This is a genomic window from Paenilisteria riparia FSL S10-1204, from assembly GCF_000525995.1.
Taxonomy (GTDB): domain Bacteria; phylum Bacillota; class Bacilli; order Lactobacillales; family Listeriaceae; genus Listeria_A; species Listeria_A riparia.
Genome location: NZ_AODL01000025.1, coordinates 63,023 through 85,005 on the forward strand (window position 1 = coordinate 63,023; position 21,983 = coordinate 85,005).

16 protein-coding genes, 1 tRNA gene and 1 pseudogene are annotated in these 21,983 nt (G+C 43.4%); 2 read left to right on the top strand and 16 right to left on the bottom strand.

Going from position 1 to position 21,983, the window contains the following annotated elements:
* Window positions 1–36: 36 nt before the first annotated feature.
* The 14 genes and pseudogenes from rplI to ppsA form a co-directional block, all read right to left on the bottom strand.
* Window positions 37–512, bottom strand: a pseudogene (gene rplI / locus PRIP_RS12580) (50S ribosomal protein L9).
* Entirely contained in the window at window positions 487–2,463 is a 1,977-nt protein-coding gene (locus PRIP_RS12585; protein ID WP_036101462.1) for a DHH family phosphoesterase, read from the bottom strand. Before PRIP_RS12585 ends, rplI begins: the two are co-directional and overlap by 26 nt.
* A gap of 266 nt (window positions 2,464–2,729) precedes the next feature.
* Window positions 2,730–2,802 (bottom strand) — tRNA-Asp (locus PRIP_RS12590).
* 224 nt (window positions 2,803–3,026) lie between these two features.
* Window positions 3,027–4,433: a glutamate decarboxylase gene (gad, locus tag PRIP_RS12595; protein ID WP_036101463.1), complete on the bottom strand. Its 1,407-nt coding sequence runs from the start codon at window positions 4,431–4,433 to the stop codon at window positions 3,027–3,029.
* Window positions 4,434–4,577: 144 nt separating this feature from the next.
* Window positions 4,578–5,744, bottom strand: coding sequence for a hypothetical protein (locus tag PRIP_RS12600; protein ID WP_036101464.1), 1,167 nt, complete (start codon window positions 5,742–5,744; stop codon window positions 4,578–4,580).
* 33 nt (window positions 5,745–5,777) lie between these two features.
* Window positions 5,778–6,617: a YitT family protein gene (locus tag PRIP_RS12605; protein WP_036101465.1), complete on the bottom strand. Its 840-nt coding sequence runs from the start codon at window positions 6,615–6,617 to the stop codon at window positions 5,778–5,780.
* A gap of 626 nt (window positions 6,618–7,243) precedes the next feature.
* A complete protein-coding gene (gene nrdG, locus PRIP_RS12610; RefSeq protein WP_036101466.1) occupies window positions 7,244–7,795 on the bottom strand; it encodes an anaerobic ribonucleoside-triphosphate reductase activating protein in 552 nt (183 codons plus the stop codon).
* Window positions 7,788–9,938, bottom strand: a complete 2,151-nt coding sequence (gene nrdD / locus PRIP_RS12615; protein WP_036101467.1) for an anaerobic ribonucleoside-triphosphate reductase — start codon at window positions 9,936–9,938, stop codon at window positions 7,788–7,790. Before nrdD ends, nrdG begins: the two co-directional genes overlap by 8 nt.
* Window positions 9,939–10,225: 287 nt before the next feature.
* Window positions 10,226–11,185, bottom strand: a complete 960-nt coding sequence (locus PRIP_RS12620) for an SDR family NAD(P)-dependent oxidoreductase (RefSeq protein WP_036101468.1) — start codon at window positions 11,183–11,185, stop codon at window positions 10,226–10,228.
* 17 nt (window positions 11,186–11,202) lie between these two features.
* On the bottom strand, window positions 11,203–12,426 hold the full coding sequence (locus tag PRIP_RS12625; protein WP_052008916.1) for a hypothetical protein: 1,224 nt from the start codon (window positions 12,424–12,426) through the stop codon (window positions 11,203–11,205).
* Window positions 12,427–12,444: 18 nt separating this feature from the next.
* The gene (locus tag PRIP_RS12630) at window positions 12,445–13,485 is read right to left on the bottom strand and encodes a glycosyltransferase family 4 protein (RefSeq protein WP_036101469.1); all 1,041 of its coding nucleotides are present in this window, start codon (window positions 13,483–13,485) and stop codon (window positions 12,445–12,447) included.
* A 24-nt stretch (window positions 13,486–13,509) separates the two neighbouring features.
* Window positions 13,510–14,961 carry a lipopolysaccharide biosynthesis protein gene (locus tag PRIP_RS12635; RefSeq protein ID WP_149023825.1) on the bottom strand — a complete coding sequence of 484 codons (1,452 nt, stop codon included), beginning with the start codon at window positions 14,959–14,961 and terminating at the stop codon, window positions 13,510–13,512.
* A 214-nt stretch (window positions 14,962–15,175) separates the two neighbouring features.
* Window positions 15,176–16,441, bottom strand: coding sequence for a nucleotide sugar dehydrogenase (locus tag PRIP_RS12640; RefSeq protein ID WP_036101471.1), 1,266 nt, complete (start codon window positions 16,439–16,441; stop codon window positions 15,176–15,178).
* A gap of 196 nt (window positions 16,442–16,637) precedes the next feature.
* Entirely contained in the window at window positions 16,638–19,229 is a 2,592-nt protein-coding gene (ppsA, locus tag PRIP_RS12645) for a phosphoenolpyruvate synthase (protein ID WP_036101472.1), read from the bottom strand.
* 275 nt (window positions 19,230–19,504) lie between these two features.
* Between ppsA and PRIP_RS16400 the strand changes: the two genes are divergently transcribed.
* Both PRIP_RS16400 and PRIP_RS16405 read left to right on the top strand, forming a co-directional pair.
* A complete protein-coding gene (locus PRIP_RS16400; RefSeq protein ID WP_052008917.1) occupies window positions 19,505–19,816 on the top strand; it encodes a hypothetical protein in 312 nt (103 codons plus the stop codon).
* Window positions 19,810–20,805, top strand: coding sequence for a carbohydrate-binding protein (locus PRIP_RS16405; RefSeq protein ID WP_052008918.1), 996 nt, complete (start codon window positions 19,810–19,812; stop codon window positions 20,803–20,805). The genes PRIP_RS16400 and PRIP_RS16405 overlap by 7 nt, the downstream gene beginning before the upstream one ends.
* Window positions 20,806–20,841: 36 nt before the next feature.
* Here the strand turns inward: PRIP_RS16405 and PRIP_RS12655 are convergent, their stop codons facing one another.
* On the bottom strand, window positions 20,842–21,267 hold the full coding sequence (locus tag PRIP_RS12655; RefSeq protein WP_036101473.1) for an ester cyclase: 426 nt from the start codon (window positions 21,265–21,267) through the stop codon (window positions 20,842–20,844).
* A gap of 94 nt (window positions 21,268–21,361) precedes the next feature.
* On the bottom strand, window positions 21,362–21,979 hold the full coding sequence (locus PRIP_RS12660) for an acetyltransferase (protein ID WP_036101474.1): 618 nt from the start codon (window positions 21,977–21,979) through the stop codon (window positions 21,362–21,364).
* Window positions 21,980–21,983: the final 4 nt, after the last annotated feature.

Here is a 21,983-nt window from a genome sequence, read left to right on the forward strand (position 1 = left end):
ATATTGCTTGAAAATAGTATTTTCATCGCGTCTGATTTATTCTTCGCTCACGTGAACATCCAAAGTTGCGACTACGTCATGGTGCAGTTTTACTGGGACTTTTGTGTGTCCGAGTGTACGAATCGCTTCTGGAAGATCAATTTTGCGTTTATCTACTTTGATTTTGTGGTCTTTCTCTAGGGCTTGAGCGATTTGCTTAGATGTTACGGAACCGAAAAGACGACCACCTTCACCTGATTTTGTTTTTAATTCGATTGTTAGTTTCTCTACTGTTTCTTTTAAAGCTTTGGCATCTGCCAATTCTTGTGCTGCTTCTTTAGCTGATTTTTTTCTTTTTGACCTTCTAGTGCGCTGATATTGCTGTTTGTTGCTGGTGTTGCATAGCCATTTTTGATTAGGAAGTTTTGCGCGTAGCCGTCTGCCACGTCTTTAACCTCACCTTTTTTACCTTTACCTTTTACGTCTTTTAAAAATATAACTTTCATCTTAGTTTTCTCCCTTCCAATAAGCATCGATGGCTTCTAAAAGTTGCCGTTCTGCTTCTAGTATCGTGATATTTTTAAGTTGGGTTGCTGCGTTGGACAAATGTCCTCCACCACCCATTTTTTCCATAATAACTTGCACATTGATTTCACCAAGCGAACGCGCGCTGATACCAATCATTTTATCAGGACGTAACGTAATGACAAACGATGCTTGAACACTCTCCATCGATAACATGGTGTCAGCTGCCTGTGCCGCAATAACGGTACCAAAAACCTCATCTTCACGCCCAATCGCAATCGCCATACCATCATGATATACTTTGAGCGATTCAACCAAGCGACTCCTTTGTCTGAACGTCTCAATATCTTCTTTCAAAAATTGTTGCACGAGAACGGTATCAGCACCTAGTGAGCGTAAATAACTCGCCGCGTCAAAAGTTCGCGATCCAGTGCGCAATGTAAAGTTCTTCGTATCGACAACAATTCCCGAAAGAAGCGCTGTAGCCTCGATTTTGCCGACTTTTTCAGTGGCTGGTTGATATTCGAAAAGCTCGGTTATTAGTTCAGCCGTTGAAGAAGCATATGGCTCGATGTAGACAAGTACTGGATTCTCGACAAATTCTTCGGAACGACGATGATGATCGACAACAACGACGTGTTCCGCAGTGTCTAGTAATTCTTTATTGATAACCATCGACGGCTTATGCGTATCTACTACTACGAGCAGACTTTTGTCGGTAATCATATCGAGCGCTGCTTGTGGGGTAATAATATTGCGAATTACATCTGGATATTTCTCGATTTCACGCATTAAGCGCTGTACATCTGGACTCATTTTGCCCGGTTCAACAATCACAAAACCTTGGCGCTCATTCATTTCCGCGACTTTCATCACGCCGAGGCTGGAACCGACAACATCCATGTCCGGGTAACGATGTCCCATAACAAAGACTTGGTCGCTTTGCGTAATGAGTTCTTGCAATGCTTGTGAAATAACTCGAGCTCGAACTCGTGTACGCTTCTCCATCGGATTAGTTTTACCACCGTAAAAACGGACTTGGCCTTCTGGTTGCTTGATTACAACCTGATCGCCGCCTCGGCCGAGCGCTAAATCAAGCCCGGACTGTGCTAAATCCGCAAGTTTAATCAAGTCTTCTTCATTATACCCAATCCCTATGCTGAGTGTGAGCGGAATATTTTGCTTAGACGTCCGCTCTCTAATTCGATCAAGAATCTGGAATTTCTCTTCTTCCAACTGTACCAACTGCGCCTCTGTCAAAAAAGCCATAAACCGGTCTGAGGAAATACGCTTCAAATAAATACGGTGCTCCTTTGCCCAGTTCGTTAGCATCGACGTTACGAGATTGTTAAGCGCACTGCGACGTCGATCATCCATGCCTTGCGTCCATTCATCATAATTATCAAGAAAAATAATCGCAAAAACGGATTTATCCGCTTGATATCGTTTATTTAAATCATAATATTCCGTTCTATCATACAAATAAATAATGCGTTCCTGCCGTTTCACAATCGTATCGAACCGGTGCTCCCGCCATGCAATCGACTGGATTCCTTGATCATCTTCGCCACGAATTACCGCCAAAAATTCCGGTCCAACATCAGCAAGAGACGATCCTAAAATATCATCATCCTGCCCAAAATATTTTGCCATAAATGGATTAAACCACTCAATGTTATAATCTTCGTCATATAATAAAATCCCCATCGGCATTTCAACAAGCGCCTCACCTTCGCTACGCTTAATCCGATATGAAAGATTCGAAATATACTGCTGGACTTCTTTCGTCATCCAACTCTCCATGAATAACAGCAAAATAACGAGTGACATTACAGCAACAAATAAAAGCACTGCCAACCACCACTTGTAGTAAAAAGTGACAACTGTCAGGACAAGTACGACCGCGATTAGCCCATACAACGGATATTTTAGCATTCTCTTCCGAAAAAAGCCTGACATCTATTGAAGCCCCCCTTGCTTTCTTAGTTTAATTGGAATTGCTAGTTTTTGAACCCTTCATTTGGATATTTCATGTTATGTAACCTATGTTTTAAATGCTCTAAGCATCCCTATTCCCCGTTTGGATAAGAATACTATAATCATACCATAAATAAAGATTTGAATGTTACTATGAAGCAAAAATGTAACAATAGGTATTGCTTATAAAAAAATCGCGCTTCGTAATTTAGAGTCATCTCTAAGCACAAAACGCGATTCTTATTTGACGGTCCCGACGGGATTTGAACCCGCGATCTCCTGCGTGACAGGCAGGCATGTTAACCCCTACACCACGGAACCTTTTTCTGCACCATTTTTGGCACTTCCTTATTAAATCATTTTTCAGCCCTGGCGTCAAGCCTTTTTTTGGAAGTTTATTCGAAAAACAGTTTGAAACAAAACAAATTACCACGCAAAATATGCAGGAAACCACGAGTCCCCTCTTTTTGGGTAATACGTGTTTCCTGCTATACACAAATCGAGCGAAAGCGCTTGTCGTCGATTTATTTAGGTTGTCCATTGAATTAGTGTGTGAAGCCGTGGGAGGTTTTTGGGTGATTATCTGCGTTTGGGATGATATGCGATTTGTTTAGTTTTTCAATGGAAGCCTTGAGGTCGCGTACGAATAATAAGGCTGAATCATAGCTGAAATCACCTTTGATAACTGCCCGCAAGACCACCATTTCTTCTAAGTCTGCTGGCATTGGATAGGCTGGAACCTGCCAACCGCGCATTCGTAGAAAATCAGATAAGTCATATAAATCCCACGCTACATCTGCGTCTTCTTTTAATGTCCATGCGATGACCGGTAATTGGTCCGCACCATTGATGACTTCGAACAGGTCAAGTTTTTCGATTTCTGTGGTGATATGTTGGGCTGCTTTTTGAGTGCGTGCGTGCACTTGGCGAAAGCCTTCAAACCCAAGACGTAGAAATAAATAGTACTGCGCTACAATAAGACTTGCTGGGCGAGAAAAATTAATAGCCATAGTTGGCATCTCACCACCAAGATAGCTTACTTTGAAAATCAGTTCTTCGGGAAGCCATGCTTTGTCTTTCCATAAAACCCAGCCTACACCAGGATATACTAGTCCGTATTTATGGCCTGACGTGTTAATTGATTTTACATTATCCAAGCGAAAATCCCATTCTAAATCAGGCTCCATAAATGGTGTGTATAAGCCACCAGATGCTGCATCCACGTGAATATAGACTTTTACTTTACTTGTTTCGTTATAGGTCGTAATCGCGGCGTCAAGTGCTTTAATGTCGTCATAGCGACCCGTGTACGTTAAGCCCATGATGCCAACGACGCAAATCGTGTAGTCATCGATTAAATCAATCGCTTTTTCTGGGTCGAGCGCGAGACAATCTTTCGTGACAGGAACTTCGCGTAATTCCACGTCCCAATAAACGCCGAATTTCTCCCAAACGACTTGATATGCCGATGAAATAATCAAATTGGGGCGCTTGCTCATATCAAGCCCAAGTTCGCGTGCTTGTTTCTTCCACCGGAAAAGCGCTGCCATTCCGCCTAACATACAAGCTTCGGAAGAGCCAACCGTCGACGTACCAATGAACTCATCACGTTGATTCGCATGCCATAAATTCGCAATAATGTTGACACAGCGTTCTTCAATTTCGGCCGTTTGCGGATATTCTGACTTATCGACTGCATTTTTATCCAGCGTATTCATAATTAATTGTTGCGCTTCTGGCTCCATCCATGTTTGTACAAATGTCGCTAAGTTCTGGCGCGCGCTTCCTTCATCACGCAATTCATCCATAATAAAATCATACGCAGCACCAGCAGGCATTGTATCTTTTGGAATTTCATATCGTGGTAGTGGTTGCTCTGACAAACCTTTTCCGTAAAATAATTGTATTTCGTCGTGTTCTGCATCGCTTTTATTTCCACCAAGTAATGCCATAGTGAGTCATCTCCTTTTTATTGTCCTCTTGCCTACCTATCATAATCTATTTTACACACTCGCAAACCCGTTTGTAAACTTCTCAGATTGAGACACCCCTGTGCCGACTTGCTCTGACATAGGGGTGTCTCAATCTCCTCTGTTTTAATGTATCAATTCCGCCAAAATACTCGTAATCACAACCGAAGTAATCGTCACTGTCGAAAAACCAGCAATAATCATCTTCGGCAAAATTTGTCCTTCAATCGCCGCAACTTCTTGTTCGTTTTCACCAACACTTCTCGCGGCCTCCTGACTCAAAATCATCGTTCCTGGGAACCCATATAGCGTCGTGAGGCCTATTGCAATAGACATTGGAATACTGTAACCAAGAATTTTCCCCATCAAACCGGAGAAAACAACACTTCCTGACACACCAACTGCGAATGCAATGCAAAGCGGTCCAATAAGCGCAATCAAATCATCCACCGAAGACGTGGCAAGTGGGCCAAAAATAATAATTAAAATAGCCAACATCATCAATCCGTAAGCATCAATACCACTTAAAATATTCGGTTTCAAAACACCAAACGCGCGAAGTAAAATACCGAGTAATAAGGCAACAACGAACTTGTTTAGCACGCCATCCGTAATATTGTTAACGTACGCCGCAATCATAACCACCACACCAACTACAAACAACGTTCCCGCAGTTGTTTGCAAAGCTTTTGGCAAAATTGTTTTTGACTCTGCTTCGTGATGCTCCTCTGGTTTTTCTACTTTTAGCGTTCCAGCTCGATATTCCCCTTTTAATCGCTTCGCTTCTTTTCGCAAAATAAGCGAAGTCATCGGGAAACCTATCAAGCCTTGGAATGCCGCAATTAAAACTGGGAAAACGGCAACCATGACCAAACCTGATGCCAGCGCTGCATCTTGAACAATAATGACTGAAATAGTACCACCGCTAATCGCTCCAATTGCGCCGATAACGTAATTTTGATCTAAGAAAAGCGAACCAATAAGGAACAGGAATAAGGTGATACCAAGTACTGCCGCAACACCTATAACAACGGTTTTCCACTGTTTTTTCAACTCATCGATACTAATCATCGTCCCGATATGAACAATGATGAATCCAACAACTGTCTGACCTAGCGCCAACAAAGAAGAACTAGTCAACAAATCTTCTGGAAAAATATTTGTTTTAAAACCAACCAAGAAAATAATAGAAGCTACAAGTAGCGATGAAACTAGTGATTTCGTTTTTTTCGACACGAAATCACTAACTGCCCAAATAAGCATGATAATCGTAAAAGCTGTAACTGGATTCATATAAACCCCTCCATTTTGTTAGTTCTATCGTTTTTATTCAATTGTATGATAACTAAAACCTAAACCGTGCACTTCCGAAACCGAGTAAGCAATGACGAAAGAATGCTTATCATAGGAATTAATCATTTTCAACACCGCAGGATATTCCCGGGTTTCCAGAATAACCATTAGCATCGATTTTTCACTACCTGTATAGCCGCCCGATACTGCAAAAACAGTAACACCGCGCCCCATTTTCTCTAGCAAACCTGCTTTGATTTCTTCTATTTTGTCGTCGCTCATAATCATCACAGCTTTGCGTTTTTTTAGCCCTGTTTCTAAGTAATTCATAATGACTGCAACTAAAATAAGGGAGAGAATCGCGAATAGAAATTCTTCTACACCAAACACGAAAATATTGAAAATAACAATAATCGCGTCTACGAAAAGCAAGCCTAGTGATGTGTTCAAATGGAAATACTTATTCAGAATCAGTGGTGGAATCGTTGTCCCGCCACTTGAAGCCCCCATGCGATACAGAATTGCCACACCAACCGCAAAAATCATACTTCCAAAAATAACGGACAGTAATCGATCTTGCGCAAGCATCACTTCTGGAATAAGCGCAAGCGACAATGGCAATAGTAAACTTCCCAAAAAGGATCGTAAAAACACTGCACGCCCAAGAAAAATAAAGGCTAATACGAGCATCAAAACATTCAAAACCAACACTGTCAAAGCTCGGTCAATTCCAAATACTTGCTCTACTAAAATACCAATTCCACTAACGCCGCCTGCCGCAATATGATGTGGGCCTAAGAACAAGTTAATACTTGCCCCGATAAGTCCGATGGAAACTACTACGAGTCCGAATTGTTTCGCTAAATCTTTCATTTAAACACCTTCTATCCTAATTTGTCGATTTGTGAAGGGTTCATCTCCACTTTTAACCTGCTGCTCCGACTTGTTTCACGATTTCATATGCAATTTCCGAGCTTTTTCGAGTTCATGAATCCTTAATCTGCTGCGGTTTATCATTGGTCTGTTCCTCCTTGTCTTGTATACAGAATAATGTTATAACGCTTTCTCCAGATTTTCCCGTGAATCGCCAACTCCAAACATAATAAAACTAGCCAGAACTAACAAATAAGAATGGGTTTCAACTTTTCTCCCGTTTTTTACTCCCCCTAACCGAAATTTAACTCATAGAATTTAAATTAATACTATTAAAACCTTACAAGAATTATGATAAAACCGTAAGATAAACTTAGTAAATTGTTATCTAAATCGCGGGAATCTCCCATATTTACCAGCTATAATAGAGTTATCAAGTAGAAAGGAGCTGTTCATTATGAAAAAAGCATGGCAAGTAATTTCAGCTATCGGCGAAACACTCGTGAACCCAGTGAAAATGGCAGAGGAAGTTAATCGTGCGAACTAACAACCAACACAAAAAACCCCGATGACCGCTAATCATGAAAAATGACAGCGAAGCATCGGGGTTTATGCATATTTATAGCTTATTTTACATACAATACAACTTTTTGGGCATGCATTGACGCCGGCACATCGATAATCCGCTGATTACTGGAACCGCGAAATGCTAAATTAGGGTCAAACAAATCCTGTTCAAAACGTCCATCGACAAGCACATCGATATAAGATAGTAACTCCAATTTATCCGGCGTTTCCTGCATCATTTCTTCCCACGTATAGCCCGTCCACGACCAAATATCCTTCGAATGACCAAACAGCGCGCGAACTCGTTTTACAAGCGGCAAACAAACACCTGTGTTCAAAAATGGCTCCCCGCCGAGCAAAGTCAAGCCTTGCACACTCTCATGCCATAAATCAGCGATAATTCGATTTTCTAGCGCTTCGGTGTATGGCTTTCCGTACTTAAACGACTGCGCAGCCTTATTGTAACAACCTTCACAATGGAACAGACAACCCGAAACATACAAGCTACAGCGTACACCCTCACCATCAACAAAATTAAATGGCTTATAATCCGCGACATAGTTTGCAGAAAGCTTTTCCGCACGCCATTCCTGTGGTTTTGGATTATTCATTTGGTGACTCCAGATGTTTCACTCGTTGCGTAATCTCCTCGTGCCTGCCGTGCACCATTGGGCGCTTCATCGGATTCCCAAGATACCCACACGTTCGCTTCACTACATCCGCCGTCTCTGGGTCTGTATTACCACATTGCGGACACTTAAATCCTTCCGCAGTTGGGGTAAACTCCCCTTCAAAATCACATTCATAGCAACGATCAATCGGCGTGTTCGTTCCAAGATAAGCTACACGATCATACGAATAATCCCAAACGGCCTCCAACGCTTTCAAGTTATGCGTCAATTTCGGATACTCACAGTAATGAATAAAACCACCCGAGCAATATTGTGGATACTCCATTTCAAAATCCAACTTTTCAAATGGCGTCACTTTTTTGCGGACATCATAATGGAACGAGTTTTGATAGTATTCTTTGTCAGTGATGTCTTTAATATCGCCATACTTCTCACGATCCAGACGATTAAAGCGATCCGTCAAACTCTCGCTCGGCGTCGAATAGACACTAAACCAATAGCCGTACTCTTCCTTCCACGCATCCGCATATTCTTTCAGCTCTTTCACAATTTCAATCGTAAATGCCTTCGCCTCTGGATTCGTCTCCCATTCGCCACCATAAAACATAGTCGCAGCCTCATACAAGCCGATATAACCAATTGAAATCGTCGAGCGTTCCTTATTGAAAAGCTGATCCACGTCCTGCCCATCATCCAACCGTTTTCCAAAAGCACCATACTTATACAAAATCGGTGCATTCTCTGGTCTTGCCTCACGAACCCGCTCCAATCGGAAAAGTAGCGCATCCTTCACAGTTTGCATCCGCTCCGTGAAAATTTCCCAGAATCGCTCTTTATCACCGCCACTTTGAATCGCAATCCGTGGCACATTCAGTGTTACAACACCCAAGTTATTCCGTCCCGCGTTCACGAAATGCCCATTTTCATCCCGCCACGCAGGCAAGAAAGAACGGCATCCCATCGGCACCTTGAAATCTCCCGCCAAACGCACTAGCGAGTCATAATTCAGTACATCCGGGTACATCCTTTTCGACGAACATTCCAGCGCTAACTGCTTAATATCATAGTTCGGGTCCGCCGCATCCAAATTCGTCCCACGTTTTACCGAGAACACCAACTTCGGAAAAATCGCCGTTTGCCGGTCCTTCCCAATACCACCTAGCCGCACGTTCAAAATCGCTTTTTGAATTTCCCGTGCAAACCAGTCCTCACCAAGCCCAAAGCCCAGCGTCACAAACGGCGTCTGTCCATTACTCGTGTACAATGTATTGATCTCATATTCCAAACTTTGCATCGCGTCATAAATATCTTTTCGCGTCCGTTCCTGCGCAAATTCCTCACGCTTCTCCGCCAAAACCCATTTTTCCGCTTCCTGTTCATGCTTCCGGTAATTCCGCTGTGCATACTTCGCCAAAACTTCATCAATCCGGTCCACCGAACAACCACCGTACTGCGAGCTCGCCACATTCGCAATAATCTGCGCAATCTGAGCCGTCGCTGTCTGAATCGACTTTGGACTTTCCACGTTTGCATTTCCAATCGTAAAGCCCTTCGCAAGCATCCCTGCAATATCAATCAAACAACAATTCGTCATCGCGTGATACGGACTATAATCCAAGTCATGAAAATGAATATCACCCTTCAAATGTGCATTCGCCACATGCTTTGGCAACATGAATTTAAGCGCATAGCTCTTCGCCACCGCGCCCGCCGTCAAGTCCCGTTGCGTATTAAAAACCGTCGCATCCTTATTCGCGTTCTCATTGACCACCGTCTTATCCCGCGCCAACAATTTCTGCACACTCACCGTCATATCCGTCATACTTGAGCGCTTTACATCCCGATCATGTCGATATTCAATGTACGCCCGCGCCACATCTGGATACGTCGATTTCATCAACTGATTCTCCACTACATGCTGGATTTCATCAATCGTCAGCGCCGCATCGTTTGGTAAAGATTTCACAATATCAACTAAAACTTGTTCCAAATAAGCCACATCATCTATACCACAGCTTTTCATTGAAGCTTGTACTGCATTCCGAATTTTAATAAGATCGAAGCTAACCTTTCGCCCGTCTCGTTTTATTACCAATTGCTCTACTTCTTTCTCCACGTACATGCTCCCTCTTCCTTTCAAACACTATATACTGTATCTCAATGACTATTATGGCACAATATATATGTTATTTCTAATGATAATACGTCCGAGAACAAAAATAGGCACAAGTAATTAAATTTCAAAAAAAGCTTGCCAAACAAGAATGTGATAATACCAACAATGTCTATTTTTAGTTGAGAATGTTTGGCTGTTAGGGAGCACTAATGACTTATTTGAATCAAAAATACTCCTATCTTAGCTGCTTCACAATTTGTTATGAAAAAACAGTAGGAGTCTCTTTTTGCGTATTATTTTGTGATAGCTAGTTGACGTTTTAGTGCTAGCAAGCCTTCATGTAACGATACTTCGCTTTTCCAGTTTAATAGTTTGAATGCCCGGCTTGCATCTAATACAGAACGTTTGACGTCGCCTGCGCGTGGGGCTTCGATGAAAATAGCTACATCTTTTTCAAAAACGGTGAGGATTTCTTTGTAGATATCCAAAATGGCGACTTCTTCGCCAGTACCTACGTTGATAACCGTATTTGTCGGGGTTTCTGTGGCTAGTTGATTGATTCGTACAACATCACCAACATAAACATAATCACGGGTACAGCCATTTGGCATGTCAGGATATGTCATCAATACGGATGGTTTGTCTGCTAAAATGTTGTTTAGAAAAATGGGGATGACGCCACATTCGCCGTCGGGAACTTGTCTTGGTCCGTAAATATTGGCGTAGCGGACAACGGTATATTGGTAGCCGTACTGGGCGGCGTACATTTCTACATATTTTTCACCTGTGAATTTTGTTAGGGCGTATGGTGAAATCAGTTGGGGCGTGTCGGTTTCTTTCGATTTCTCGTTCCCTTCGATTTTCTTACTTAGCGCGCCACCAGAGGAAACGTAGATGAAATTCTCAATGGGATAAGCTTTTATACAATCTAAAATAGACATTAAGCCAACGAGGTTCACGTCTAAATCGTAACTTGGGTTTTCAACGGAATCTGCGACGGATTTTTGAGCGGCATGGTGGTTGATAATGCTGGGACGATATTTTTGAAAAAGGGCTAATATGGTCTTGTGGTCGCGAATGTCTGCTTCTACAAAAGTAAATCTGGCATGATCACGGACAGTTGCTAGGTTTTCTAGGTTGCCAGATACGAGGTTGTCGATGCAAATCACGTTGTAGCCTTGGTTGACGTACATTTCACTTAAATGGGAGCCGATGAATCCTGCGCCGCCTGTAATAAAAATCGTTTTTGTCATTGTTTTTGCCTCCTGAATTATTGTTTTTTCGTGCGGTATTCGTTGTTTAGCGCGACCATGTAAATTGTTGCTAGAACAAGGAAGACGCTTGTGTTAGATACTAAAACGGTATCGATTGGGCTGGTGAGCAATGCGTAAATGAGGGGTAAGAAGATGAGGAGTTTGATTTGGTATTTGCTGCCGATGACTTCTTTGTAAAGTAGCCAGAAGATGTAGCCGATGAGGATGAAAACGAAAAACATACCGAGATAGCCAAGTTCGCCGATAATCATCGCCCAGTAGGAGTCGGTGACGAAGTTCGGGCTTTCTTGTGTGAGTCCCCAAACGCGGGAAATGCCGTATTGTTCGTAAAGTGGCGAGTAGTTGAGGCGGGATGCGTGAGAGCCGAACATGCCGAGGCCTGCGCCAAATGGTGCGTGGTCGCTAGCAATTGTGAAGCTAGTATCAAGCAAGACACCGCGTGCTTCGCCATCTGTTCCGAGGAATTGATTGCTAATGCGGTCGCTGCCTAACCAGTAAAAGACACCACCAATCAAGGCGTAAATGTAAATCGGAATACGTTTGATGTACGGGAATATCAGGATGATAAGCAGTAAACATAAATAGAAACCGATGGACGTCGTTCTCCCTGCTAGAAAAACTAAGATGAAGTTAGCAAAAAGGATGTAATATGGCATTTTGGCTTGTTCAGACCAGCTAATGAAGATGTGGATGATTGTCATGACGATGATTGTGGCGGCAAATTGGGCTGGATGGCGAAAGCCGAATGAGACGGTTTCAATGCCAAATCGGATGTCGAACGGTTCTAGGAAATGTAGTGGGATGTTGAGAACGCCGATGACGAGGAAAATCGTTGTAAGTGTGGTGGACATGATGCGAAAGAAACGCGTGGTGCTTTGGAATTTTGTGTTGCGGAAAAGAAATAGACCGCTCCAGAAGATGATAACGAATTTGAGAATGGAGAACATCGAGTACATTTGGAGGAACATCGTGTTGCTTGGTTGATGGAATGCGTTCGGGATGAAACAGTAAATGATGAAAATAATACTGATCGCAAACAATCCGATGTCGCTTGGACGGAGTGTGAATCGGCGTTTTGTTTCGAGGTAAGCGAGTTTCGCGATGGCACTGACAGCAAAGATGACTGCGATTACTTTATCAATGGCGTCGATTTGCGGGATGATTTGTTGAATGAAACTAGCAAACAAAGATAGTAACAAAGCGATTATAAAGGCAACCATGATTCACACTCCTTTCTTTTATAGATTTTGATAAAATTGCTCCCATTTTGCGTTACATGCGTCGATGGAAAACTTGGCTTGTACTGCTTCGTGGGCTTTCTGGCTCATTTCGTCGCGGGCTGTTTCGTTGCGGAGTAACATTGCGATGGCTTGTTCTAATGTGTCTGTGTCGCCAGGTTCGATGAGAATGCCATTTTGTTTATTTTGGACGATTTGGGGGATGCCGCCGATGTTGGTACTAATATTCGGGATGCCGTGAGCCATTGTTTCGAGGATAGCCATTGGTAAGGCTTCGTGGTACGAGGGTAAAATGTGGAGAAGTGCGCTGTCTAGGATGGTTTGTTTTTGTTCGCTTTCGACCCAGCCGCCAAGTGTGACGTTGGTTAGTTGGTTTTCGTGAATGTGTTTTTGGGCGTTTTCGATGTCGCCGATGCCATAAAAGATGAATTGGTATTCTTGGAAGGTGGAGCCGAGGGAATGAATGGCGTGCAAGAGATCGTAGCTGCCTTTTTCTTTGGTGACGTTGCCGAATGTGATGATGGTTTTGCTTTGGTTGTTGTAGGGGTTTATTGGTGGGACTTGGACGGCGTTTTCCATGATGGTTACGGGAGTGTCGCACAGGTTTTCGTAATAGGTTTTCCATGCTTCGCTAAGCACGATGAGGTGGTCGAGCTGGTTTAACTGGCGAATAATTCGCTTTTGTAACCACGGGGATTGGTTATCGAAGAAGATGCCGAACCTTGAGCCATGCATATGCAGAATGACTTTTGCTCGGAAAAGTCGGGCTAATTGCATGAACATCACTTTCCGGTAAAAACTGCCGCGTTGGGAGGTGTGGATGTGGACAATGCTAATGCGGCGCGTGATTGCCAAGTAGCAGAAATACATGATGGCTTTTAGGAACATCCAAAGTTTGAATAGTGGATTGCCTTCTTTCCAACTCGCGATGTGGTGAATGTGGACTTCGTTGCTGTTAAATGTTTTTTCGAAATTGGCGATGACGGTTGCGATGCCACCTTTGGATACGGATGCTGGACCGATCATGATTACGTGCTTCATTTGGCGAATCTTCCTTTCTTGATTTTAATCGGGGATGTTGCTTGTTTTGGGGCGCTTGGCGATGCTTTTGATGCGACGAATGATGGCTTGGCATTCTGACTTTTTGTAGAAAATCGCGAGGTAGGTTAGGTTTAATAGAAGGAACAGGACGGCGGCACCTAGGATGAGGGTTAGCCATGTGCCTTGGTAAATCCAGTTCATGACGGGGATGGAAGCGGCAAATGCGAGTGCGGTGATGCTCGTGTAGGTGAGGTACATTTTGAAGTAACTGCGCACTTTCTTTTGGAAGCCGAAACGGTAAACGAGGTATGGATCGATGATGGTTGTAGTGACAAGTCTTGAGATGATGGTTGCGATGATGATGCCGATTAAACCGAAGTAAATGGCGCCGATGATGGATAGGATGATGTTGAGGATGGCCATTGCGATTGGGACGTAGCGGCCTTGACGGAACAGCCCCATGGTTGTGCGGTACGTGTAACTGGCGAACTGCATGCCGTTGACGTAGAAGCTGGCAACGATGGCGAGCACGGTGCCGGTGCCAAGTAGGAAGCTATCGCCGATCCAGAGGGAGATGAACGGATTGATGATGTTGAACAAGAGGATGGCAAGCACGAAATAAATCCACGAAACGATGAAAAATAACTGCTTGAAAACTTGTTCTTTTTTCGCGGTGTCATCACTGGTGTTGAGATGGCCGATGCTCCCAGTAATCGAGTTCAAGGCGCGGGATAAGACGGTGACTACTGCGGCAATGATAAGCAAGTAGTTCGAGTATATGCCAACGATGCTAAGTCCTAAAAAAGCCGCGATGATGATGCTGTCTGTACCATTCATGATGATGGAGCCGAATTTGTACATCGCTAAAGCTTTGACGTTTTGAAAAATCGTTTTTACTTCTGATTTGGCAAGCTTTTCGGTCGTTTTGCCTTTGAGGAATGTGTATTTTTTGTTGGCATAGAGGCTCAAGAAAACGTTGAGTCCGAATGTGCCGATGACTTGGATAAGGACGAAGCCGATATAGTCACGTGTGACATATAGGTAGCCAAGTTGGATGGCAGATTGGATGAAAAAGAAAATTTGTTGGCTGACGTTGATGACATATTCTTTTTGATCTGCGGAGAAAACGGCTTTTTTGTAGGAGAACATGTAGGAAATTGCGGTGTTTAGTAGGAATAAGAAGTAGATGATGTATAGGTTTTCTGGGATGTTTGGCGGGGTCTTGATGAAGAGATTTAGGAACGGCATGATGAGGAGTCCGACGATGAAAACAGTGAGACCGATGATGCGGTAAGCTTTGGCGTAGAGTGCCATGATGGCTTTAATGCGGACTTTGTTTTTATCAACCATACTGCGGTATAAACTAAAAATGATGGCATTACCTATACCGAGCTCGGCGAAAGATAGTACCATCAAGATGTTAGTGAATAATGCGTCTAGTCCGAGGTACTCTTTGCCGAGAAAGTAAATGAACACGGTTCTGTTAACGAAACTGAGAAGAAGGAATATGACTTGTGTCCCGCTGCCAATCAGGAGGTTTTTAGCGACAAATGAGGTTTTTGTTTGCTTCAATCGGGTCACACGTCCTTTGCTTTATTTGATAGTTTAAGTGTATCAAGAATGTGACTTAAAATCGGGATTTTCTAGCTTTTTGATCGGTTTTGTCAAAAATACAGACAGTCTATTTAGATTAAGCGGTTACTGCTACTTTTGGCGCTTGGTGTAGGTTGCCATAGTTCAAATACGTAACATCGCTGGCAACTGCTTTTACTGTGTTTTTCGTATCAAAAATGATTGGGTCGCGCATTTGGTTCGTGTACGCTGCTGGGATTTCACGGAATTCGCTGTGATCGCTTAGTACGACGATTAACGAGCTGTCAGCACACGCTTCTTCTCCTGTCAAAACTTCTGAGGCAACGTGCGGGTCAAATGTTTTTACATCAAGTCCTGTTTCAACAAGCATATCGCGGATTTCCATCGCTGGGCTCTCGCGGATGTCGTCGATATTACCTTTGTACGTCAAGCCAAAAATAGTAACACGATTGCCGTCGCGCTCTCCCATCAATGCTTTTACTTGTGACACGACATATTCTGGCATGCTGTTATTGACTTCGCGAGCCGTCTGCATAAGTGGAGATTTTTCTGGTGCTGCGGCGATTACGAAATACGGATCTACGGCTAAGCAATGTCCGCCAACGCCTGGTCCTGGTTGGTGTAAGTTGACACGCGGGTGTTTGTTAGCCATTTCGATGACGCGTAAAGCATCGATTCCGAGGTGATTACTGATTTTTGCAAGTTCGTTCGCGAGTGCGATATTGACGTCGCGATACGTGTTTTCCATCAGTTTACTTAGTTCTGCCTCGCCTGCTTGGGCTTTGATAATTTCGCCCTCTACAAATTCGCCGTAAACTGCGGCTGCTTTTTCCGTACATTTCTCAGTAATTCCGCCGATGATTCGTGGGTTATGAACTAGTTCGTGCATGATGTTTCCTGGTAAAACGCGCTCTGGGCAATGTGCTAAATAGATGTCTTCGCCGACTGTAAAACCTGCTTTTTCAATCATTGGTTGGACGACATCTGCCATTGTCCGTGGTGCGATTGTAGATTCGATGATTATGGTGTCATTTTTCTTTAGTAAGGGGATAATATTCGTTAATGCGGACGCAACATATGTGGTATCGCATGACTTATACTGGTCATCTTTATTTGGGGTTGGAACAGCGATAATGTATGCATCGGCGTTTACTGGAGTTGTGCTCGCGTGGAATTTACCAAGGGCTAAAGCTTTTTGTAAATCTTCTGTGAGCCCAGGTTCTTCAATATGAATTTGACCTGCATTCAAGTTTGCAGTCATTACGGGTGATAAATCAACACCCGCCACTGTATTTCCGTATTTTGCAAAAAGAATGGCTGTTGGTAATCCGATATATCCGAGACCTACTACTGTAATTTTCATTGTTTAAATTCCGCCTTTCGAGTGGTTTGGTTCGAGGTTATTTAGAAGTGGTTGTGATTTCCCAAGTGGTGGCTTATTGATTTTAGTTTAGCATCTAAAAACAGGAAATTTGGCGAATTCCAGATAATTGACACCTTTTATCAAAAATATGAATACAAAAAAACAGCAACCTTGGGAGATTACTGTTTTTACGTTGTTATAGTATTTCGATGTAGCCTTCTGTGCCGTTGATACGGATGCGGTCGCCGTCATGGATGCGTGTTGTTGCGTTTTCGACTCCGATGACGGCTGGTAACCCGTATTCGCGGGCGATGACAGCACCATGTGTCATTAAGCCGCCGACTTCAGTTACTAAGCCCTTGATGGAGACGAATAATGGTGTCCAGCTTGGGTCGGTGAATGGTGTGATGAGGATGTCTCCTTCTTCTAGGTTGGCGTCTGCCATGTTTAGAATGACGCGGGCACGGCCTTCGATGATTCCTGATGAGACGGGAAGGCCAATGATGGCATCTGGTGGTAGGTTCTCACGTTTATATTTGCCGGTGATGATTTCGCCGTCGGATGTTAAAACGCGTGGTGGCGTTAGTTTGTCGAACTGGTGGTAGTCGGCTTTTCGGGTCGTGATGATGGTGTAGTCTAGTTGTTCGGTACGAACGACTTCGTGTAATTCTTCAAAATCGAGATAGAAAATGTCTTCTGGTTCTTTGATGATTCCCGCTTGGACGAGTTTGGCTGCTTCTTTTAGTAAGGCTTGTTTGTAGACGTAGTAGCGATTAATCATGCCGTATTTCGGATATTCGCGGTAGCCGGTAAGGTTTCTGATAACGGTGATAACTTCTTTTGTTTTAGCCACTTTTTGTTCGCCGTCTGGGAGATTTTTCAGCCGTGCTAGAAGATCTTGTTCTTTTTGTAGCGCTTCTTTGCGGGCTTGCTCGAATTTTTGGTGGCTGGCGTTTGATTGGAAGTTCTTGATGTTGCTTAGAATCATTGGGATGAGGATGGTCGGGTCTTCGCTCCAACGGGTTCTGCTAATATCGATTTCACCGGCGCAACGCATACCATATTTGTCGAGGTATCTCGTGATGGCGTCGCGGGCTACTTCTCCGCCTGGTACATCGTCTAATTTCTCCAAGAAGTTCGGAGCTTTTGTGTTTTGTAAAAAGGTGATGACTTCTGGATAAGGTCGGATGGCGTCTGCTACGTCAAGTAGTTCTAGCCCCATTTCTGCGGTGATGTTGTTGTCGACAGATTGTGATAGCGTGTCAGCTACGTTGGTTTCGCCGAGCCATTCTTGCATTTTTTCATTCAGCCATGTTGCGGCATTCATTGCGCTTAGAAGGACGCGAAGATTGTCAGCGTTGAACAGGACGCGTTTGAATTCTGGGATGTCTTCCAAAATGAGGTCGAAAACGGCGGAACCTGATTTTATTTGGATGGTTTGTTTTAGTTTTGCTAGGGATGCTTCGTTGCTTGCGATGAGACTTGTCGCGATTTCTGGGATGTTCTCGATTGGCTTGTCTGCACTTGGGGTCGGGATTGAGCGTGCTTCTTCGGTCGTGTTCGTTTTGATAAAGCCTTCGCGCGCTACAATGGTTTCGATGGCGTCTTTCATAAGTGGATCGGATTGTCCTATGCCATTGATTAACATGTCTCTGCTCGCTGGAGCGGCCAAATTCGGCGTGATGTCGACAAATAAGCGGCCGCCTGCTATGCGCATTGGAGCGGGGGTTATTAATAGATAGAACGCGAGCCCGAGTGGTTTGATTGGATCTGTCATCATTTGCTGGTGTCCTACGGATAAGTAGACATGGTTCTCGTCGTCCGCTTCTTCGGGGACGGGAAACAATGTTGTGATTGGCCGACTTTGAACGATGTAAAATTGGTCGTCCGCGAGGCACCATTCAATGTCTTGTGGCTTGCCAAAGTAGGCTTCGATGTTTCTGCCGAGTTGTTCTAGTTGCAAGATTTGATGGTCCTTCAAGGTTTGTTTTGTTTGCTGGTCGGCAGATAGGGATTTTGTTTCGGTTCCGCCTGTTTTGATGCTGTAAATGGCGAGTTTTTTAGTGGCGATGTTTTTTTCAATGATCGTGTTTTCTTGGACTTTGTAGACATCGGCGGATACGAGGCCTGATACGAGTGCTTCGCCGAGACCGAAGCTGGCGTCGATGGATAAGGTTTTGCGGTTGCCGGTGATTGGGTCGGCGGTGAATAGGATGCCGGATGCTGATGGGAAAACCATTTGCTGGATAACGACGGAAAGTTGGACGTCGGTATGCTCAAAATTGTTTTGGATTCGGTAGATGATGGCGCGGTTGGTAAATAAGGATGCCCAGCATTTTTTGATGTGTTTTAAGATTTCTATTTTGCCAATGATATTTAGATAGGTGTCATGTTGCCCTGCGAACGAGGCGGTTGGTAGGTCTTCCGCGGTGGCGCTTGATCTGATGGCATAGGCTTTTTCGATGCCAATTTTAGCAAGTTGGTCAGTGATTTCTGCTTCGATTTCCTGAGGTATTTCGATTTCTTCTATTAAGACGCGAATGGACTGGCCTATTTTACTGATTTGGTCTTGGTTTGTGATTTTTTGTGCACTTAATTGATGCAACAATGTTTGCAATGCTTCATTTTCGCTAATAGCTTTCTGATAGGCTTCGGTCGTGAGGCAGAAACCTGTTGGAACCTGAACACCGCTTATTTTGGCGCATTCACCTAAGTTCGCACCTTTTCCGCCGACCAGCGCTTTGTTCGTTTGATCGATTTTTTCAAATGCTACTACATAGTTATTCATGGCAATCCCTCCTGTATAACTTACAACATTGTTATATCATATAAACGCAAAAAAAGCCCATCTTTACAGACTTCTTCCATCATACAAATATTCCCTTAAAATATACTAGCCGGTTTTCTTGACTTTCCTAGACATATTATGAAAAGAAAGCGTTCTCTGCATAGAAATATCCTATGAATAGTTCCTTTTTTGTCCACCGCTTTTTCGATTTCCCTGGTATACAATTGGTTTATAGGAGGAATAATTCCTTCTCAACAGAAAGGGTGATTTAATAGATGAAAAAGAAAATGAAAATAACTATTGCTTTGGCTACAGCATCAGCGGGATTGGTATTGAGCTCAACCGCGGTTGGTACATCTACTCCAATAAATGTTCTGGCGCAAACAAATGCAGTATCTTCGCAAGTTAATTCTAAAGTAATTGCTTTAGAAAACGGAGATTTTGAAAATCCAAAATTTAATACAAATCACGCTGCATTACATCAGAGTGCAGTACCTGGTTGGAATACGACAGCTAGCGATGGGAGAATTGAATTACAAGGAAATGGTTTCCCTGGCACAATTGCCTTCTCGGGCACACAATGGTAGAGTTAAATGCAAGTGGAAATGATGCTCTTTACCAAGATATAGCTACAACACCAGGTGTAAAAGTTCGTTGGCAAGCAGCTCACAAAGGCAGACTCGGAGTAGATACAGCTGTAGTAGAGTTTGGTGCTCCCAACGGCAAGATGGTTCAGCAAAGTGAGATGAAAGATGGAAAATGGGGCTGGGGGGTGTATAAAGGTGAATATATTATTCCTGAAGACCAGACAACAACCCGTTTCCAATTCCGCGCCGTTAGTACTGCAACTGGAAGTGTTGGCGCAGGAAACTACTTGGATGATGTTCAATTCAGCACGCAATCTATATTACAATTGACAGGTAGTTTTTCCGCTAACAGCATTGAAGTGAATCAAGATGTTGATTACAACCTACACATAGTAAACGTAGGCGGAATGACAGCAGAAAAAAATCAAATCACTATTAAGTTACCTTCGCATTTGGCCTACACACCTGGAACAATAGATACGGAAAATATAGTAGCAGGCACGCAAAAATACAATCCCTCCACGCAAGAGCTCACTTTTGAAGTAAAAGCACTAAATAAAGACGCTACTGCAGATATCAAAATCCCACTAAAAGGGACCTCCATTACTAACTCTGTAGCGCCAAGCACAAGCGCAACCTACAGCGATCAAAATTTTAATGATGACACTTATTTGGCAACAGGTAACGATGATTCTGTCACTATTACACCAGCTAGTTGGTCAGACTGGTCTCCTACAGAAGTTTATATGACTGGTGATGTTGTCAGATATGATAATAAATACTACACGGCCAAATGGTGGTCTCTCGGTGACAATCCAAACGAAAGTGAAGTTTGGCAAATTATGAATGAATGGATGGAAGAATGGCATCCGCTAAAAGGCTACAATGTTGGTGAAAAAGTATTGTTTGAGGGGAAAATATATCAAGCAAAATGGTGGTCTCAAGGAGAGCAACCCGATAAATCAACCATTTGGGCTTTAGTACAATAAAAAATCAGCTGCACTTTGAGAAATAATTCATGAATTTCAATCGTTCGATTTATTCTGTTTCAACTGCGTTTCAATTCCAGCTCGGTCTATTTGAATCCAGTACTCTACAATTTTCTCGTTTTGAATGCGGTAGACAGCACTTGCGATTTCGATAATGGGTAATCCTGTTGGTTCATAGCCATCTACAATCCCGATATGCGTGCCAACTTGTTTCCAGCGAACGTATACCTTTTCTTCTGTTGCAATGCATTCTTGCACTTCTACAGAAAAATCGCCATATGCTTCTATCATCTCGTGCACATGATTCGTGTAATCTTGCGGGGTTCTTACAACTGTTTGGGCATTTTCTGAAATAACTTGATGTGCGTGAACCACTTCTGCCATATATTTTGCGGCGCGCTCAGGATAACGACCAGAACGGACTTCTTCAAAAAAACGTTTGACCAATTGTTCAGATTTCATTAGGACACCTCCAGCTTATATTTTATCATAGAGTTGCATCAGAACAGACAAACCAAGATCCTAAATTGAGACGGGGATCTTGGTTTGTTTTTGCTTATTTTTCTAGTTTTCTTGCCGGAATACCGACGTATGTTTGATGCGGCTCGGTGTTCGCTGTCACGACGGCGCCGGCTCCGATGATGGAATAGTCGCCGAGCTGGACTTGCGGATTCACTACGGCTGCTGCACCGACATGGACGCACGTTCCTATTTTGACGCCGCCTGTGATAGTTGCTCTTGGGGAGATGTGGGCAGCTTCGGAGATGATGACGTCGTGTTCGATGATGGCACCAGTATTAATGATTGTATGGCGACCAATGACAGCGTCTGGTTGTACGACGGTGACTGGCATGATGATGCTACCGGGTTCGATGATAGCCGTTTGCGAGACGATGGCTGTTGGATGAATAATTGTTGCATACGCGACATCGCCAAGTTGTTCGGCTACCTTTGCTCGTACTTTGTTATCGCCTATCGCTATGAACCAGCAATCGGTTTCGTTTTTAAATTGTTCAAAATCGGTAAATGGAGCATAGAACTGCTCACCTATTTTTTCATATGCGGCGAACTTGTTATCGAGAATGCCAACAATCTTGTATTCGCCTTGTCGCTGGATACATTCTTGCGCTACTTTGCTGTGTCCGCCCGCTCCGATTATAATAACATTTTCCATGTAC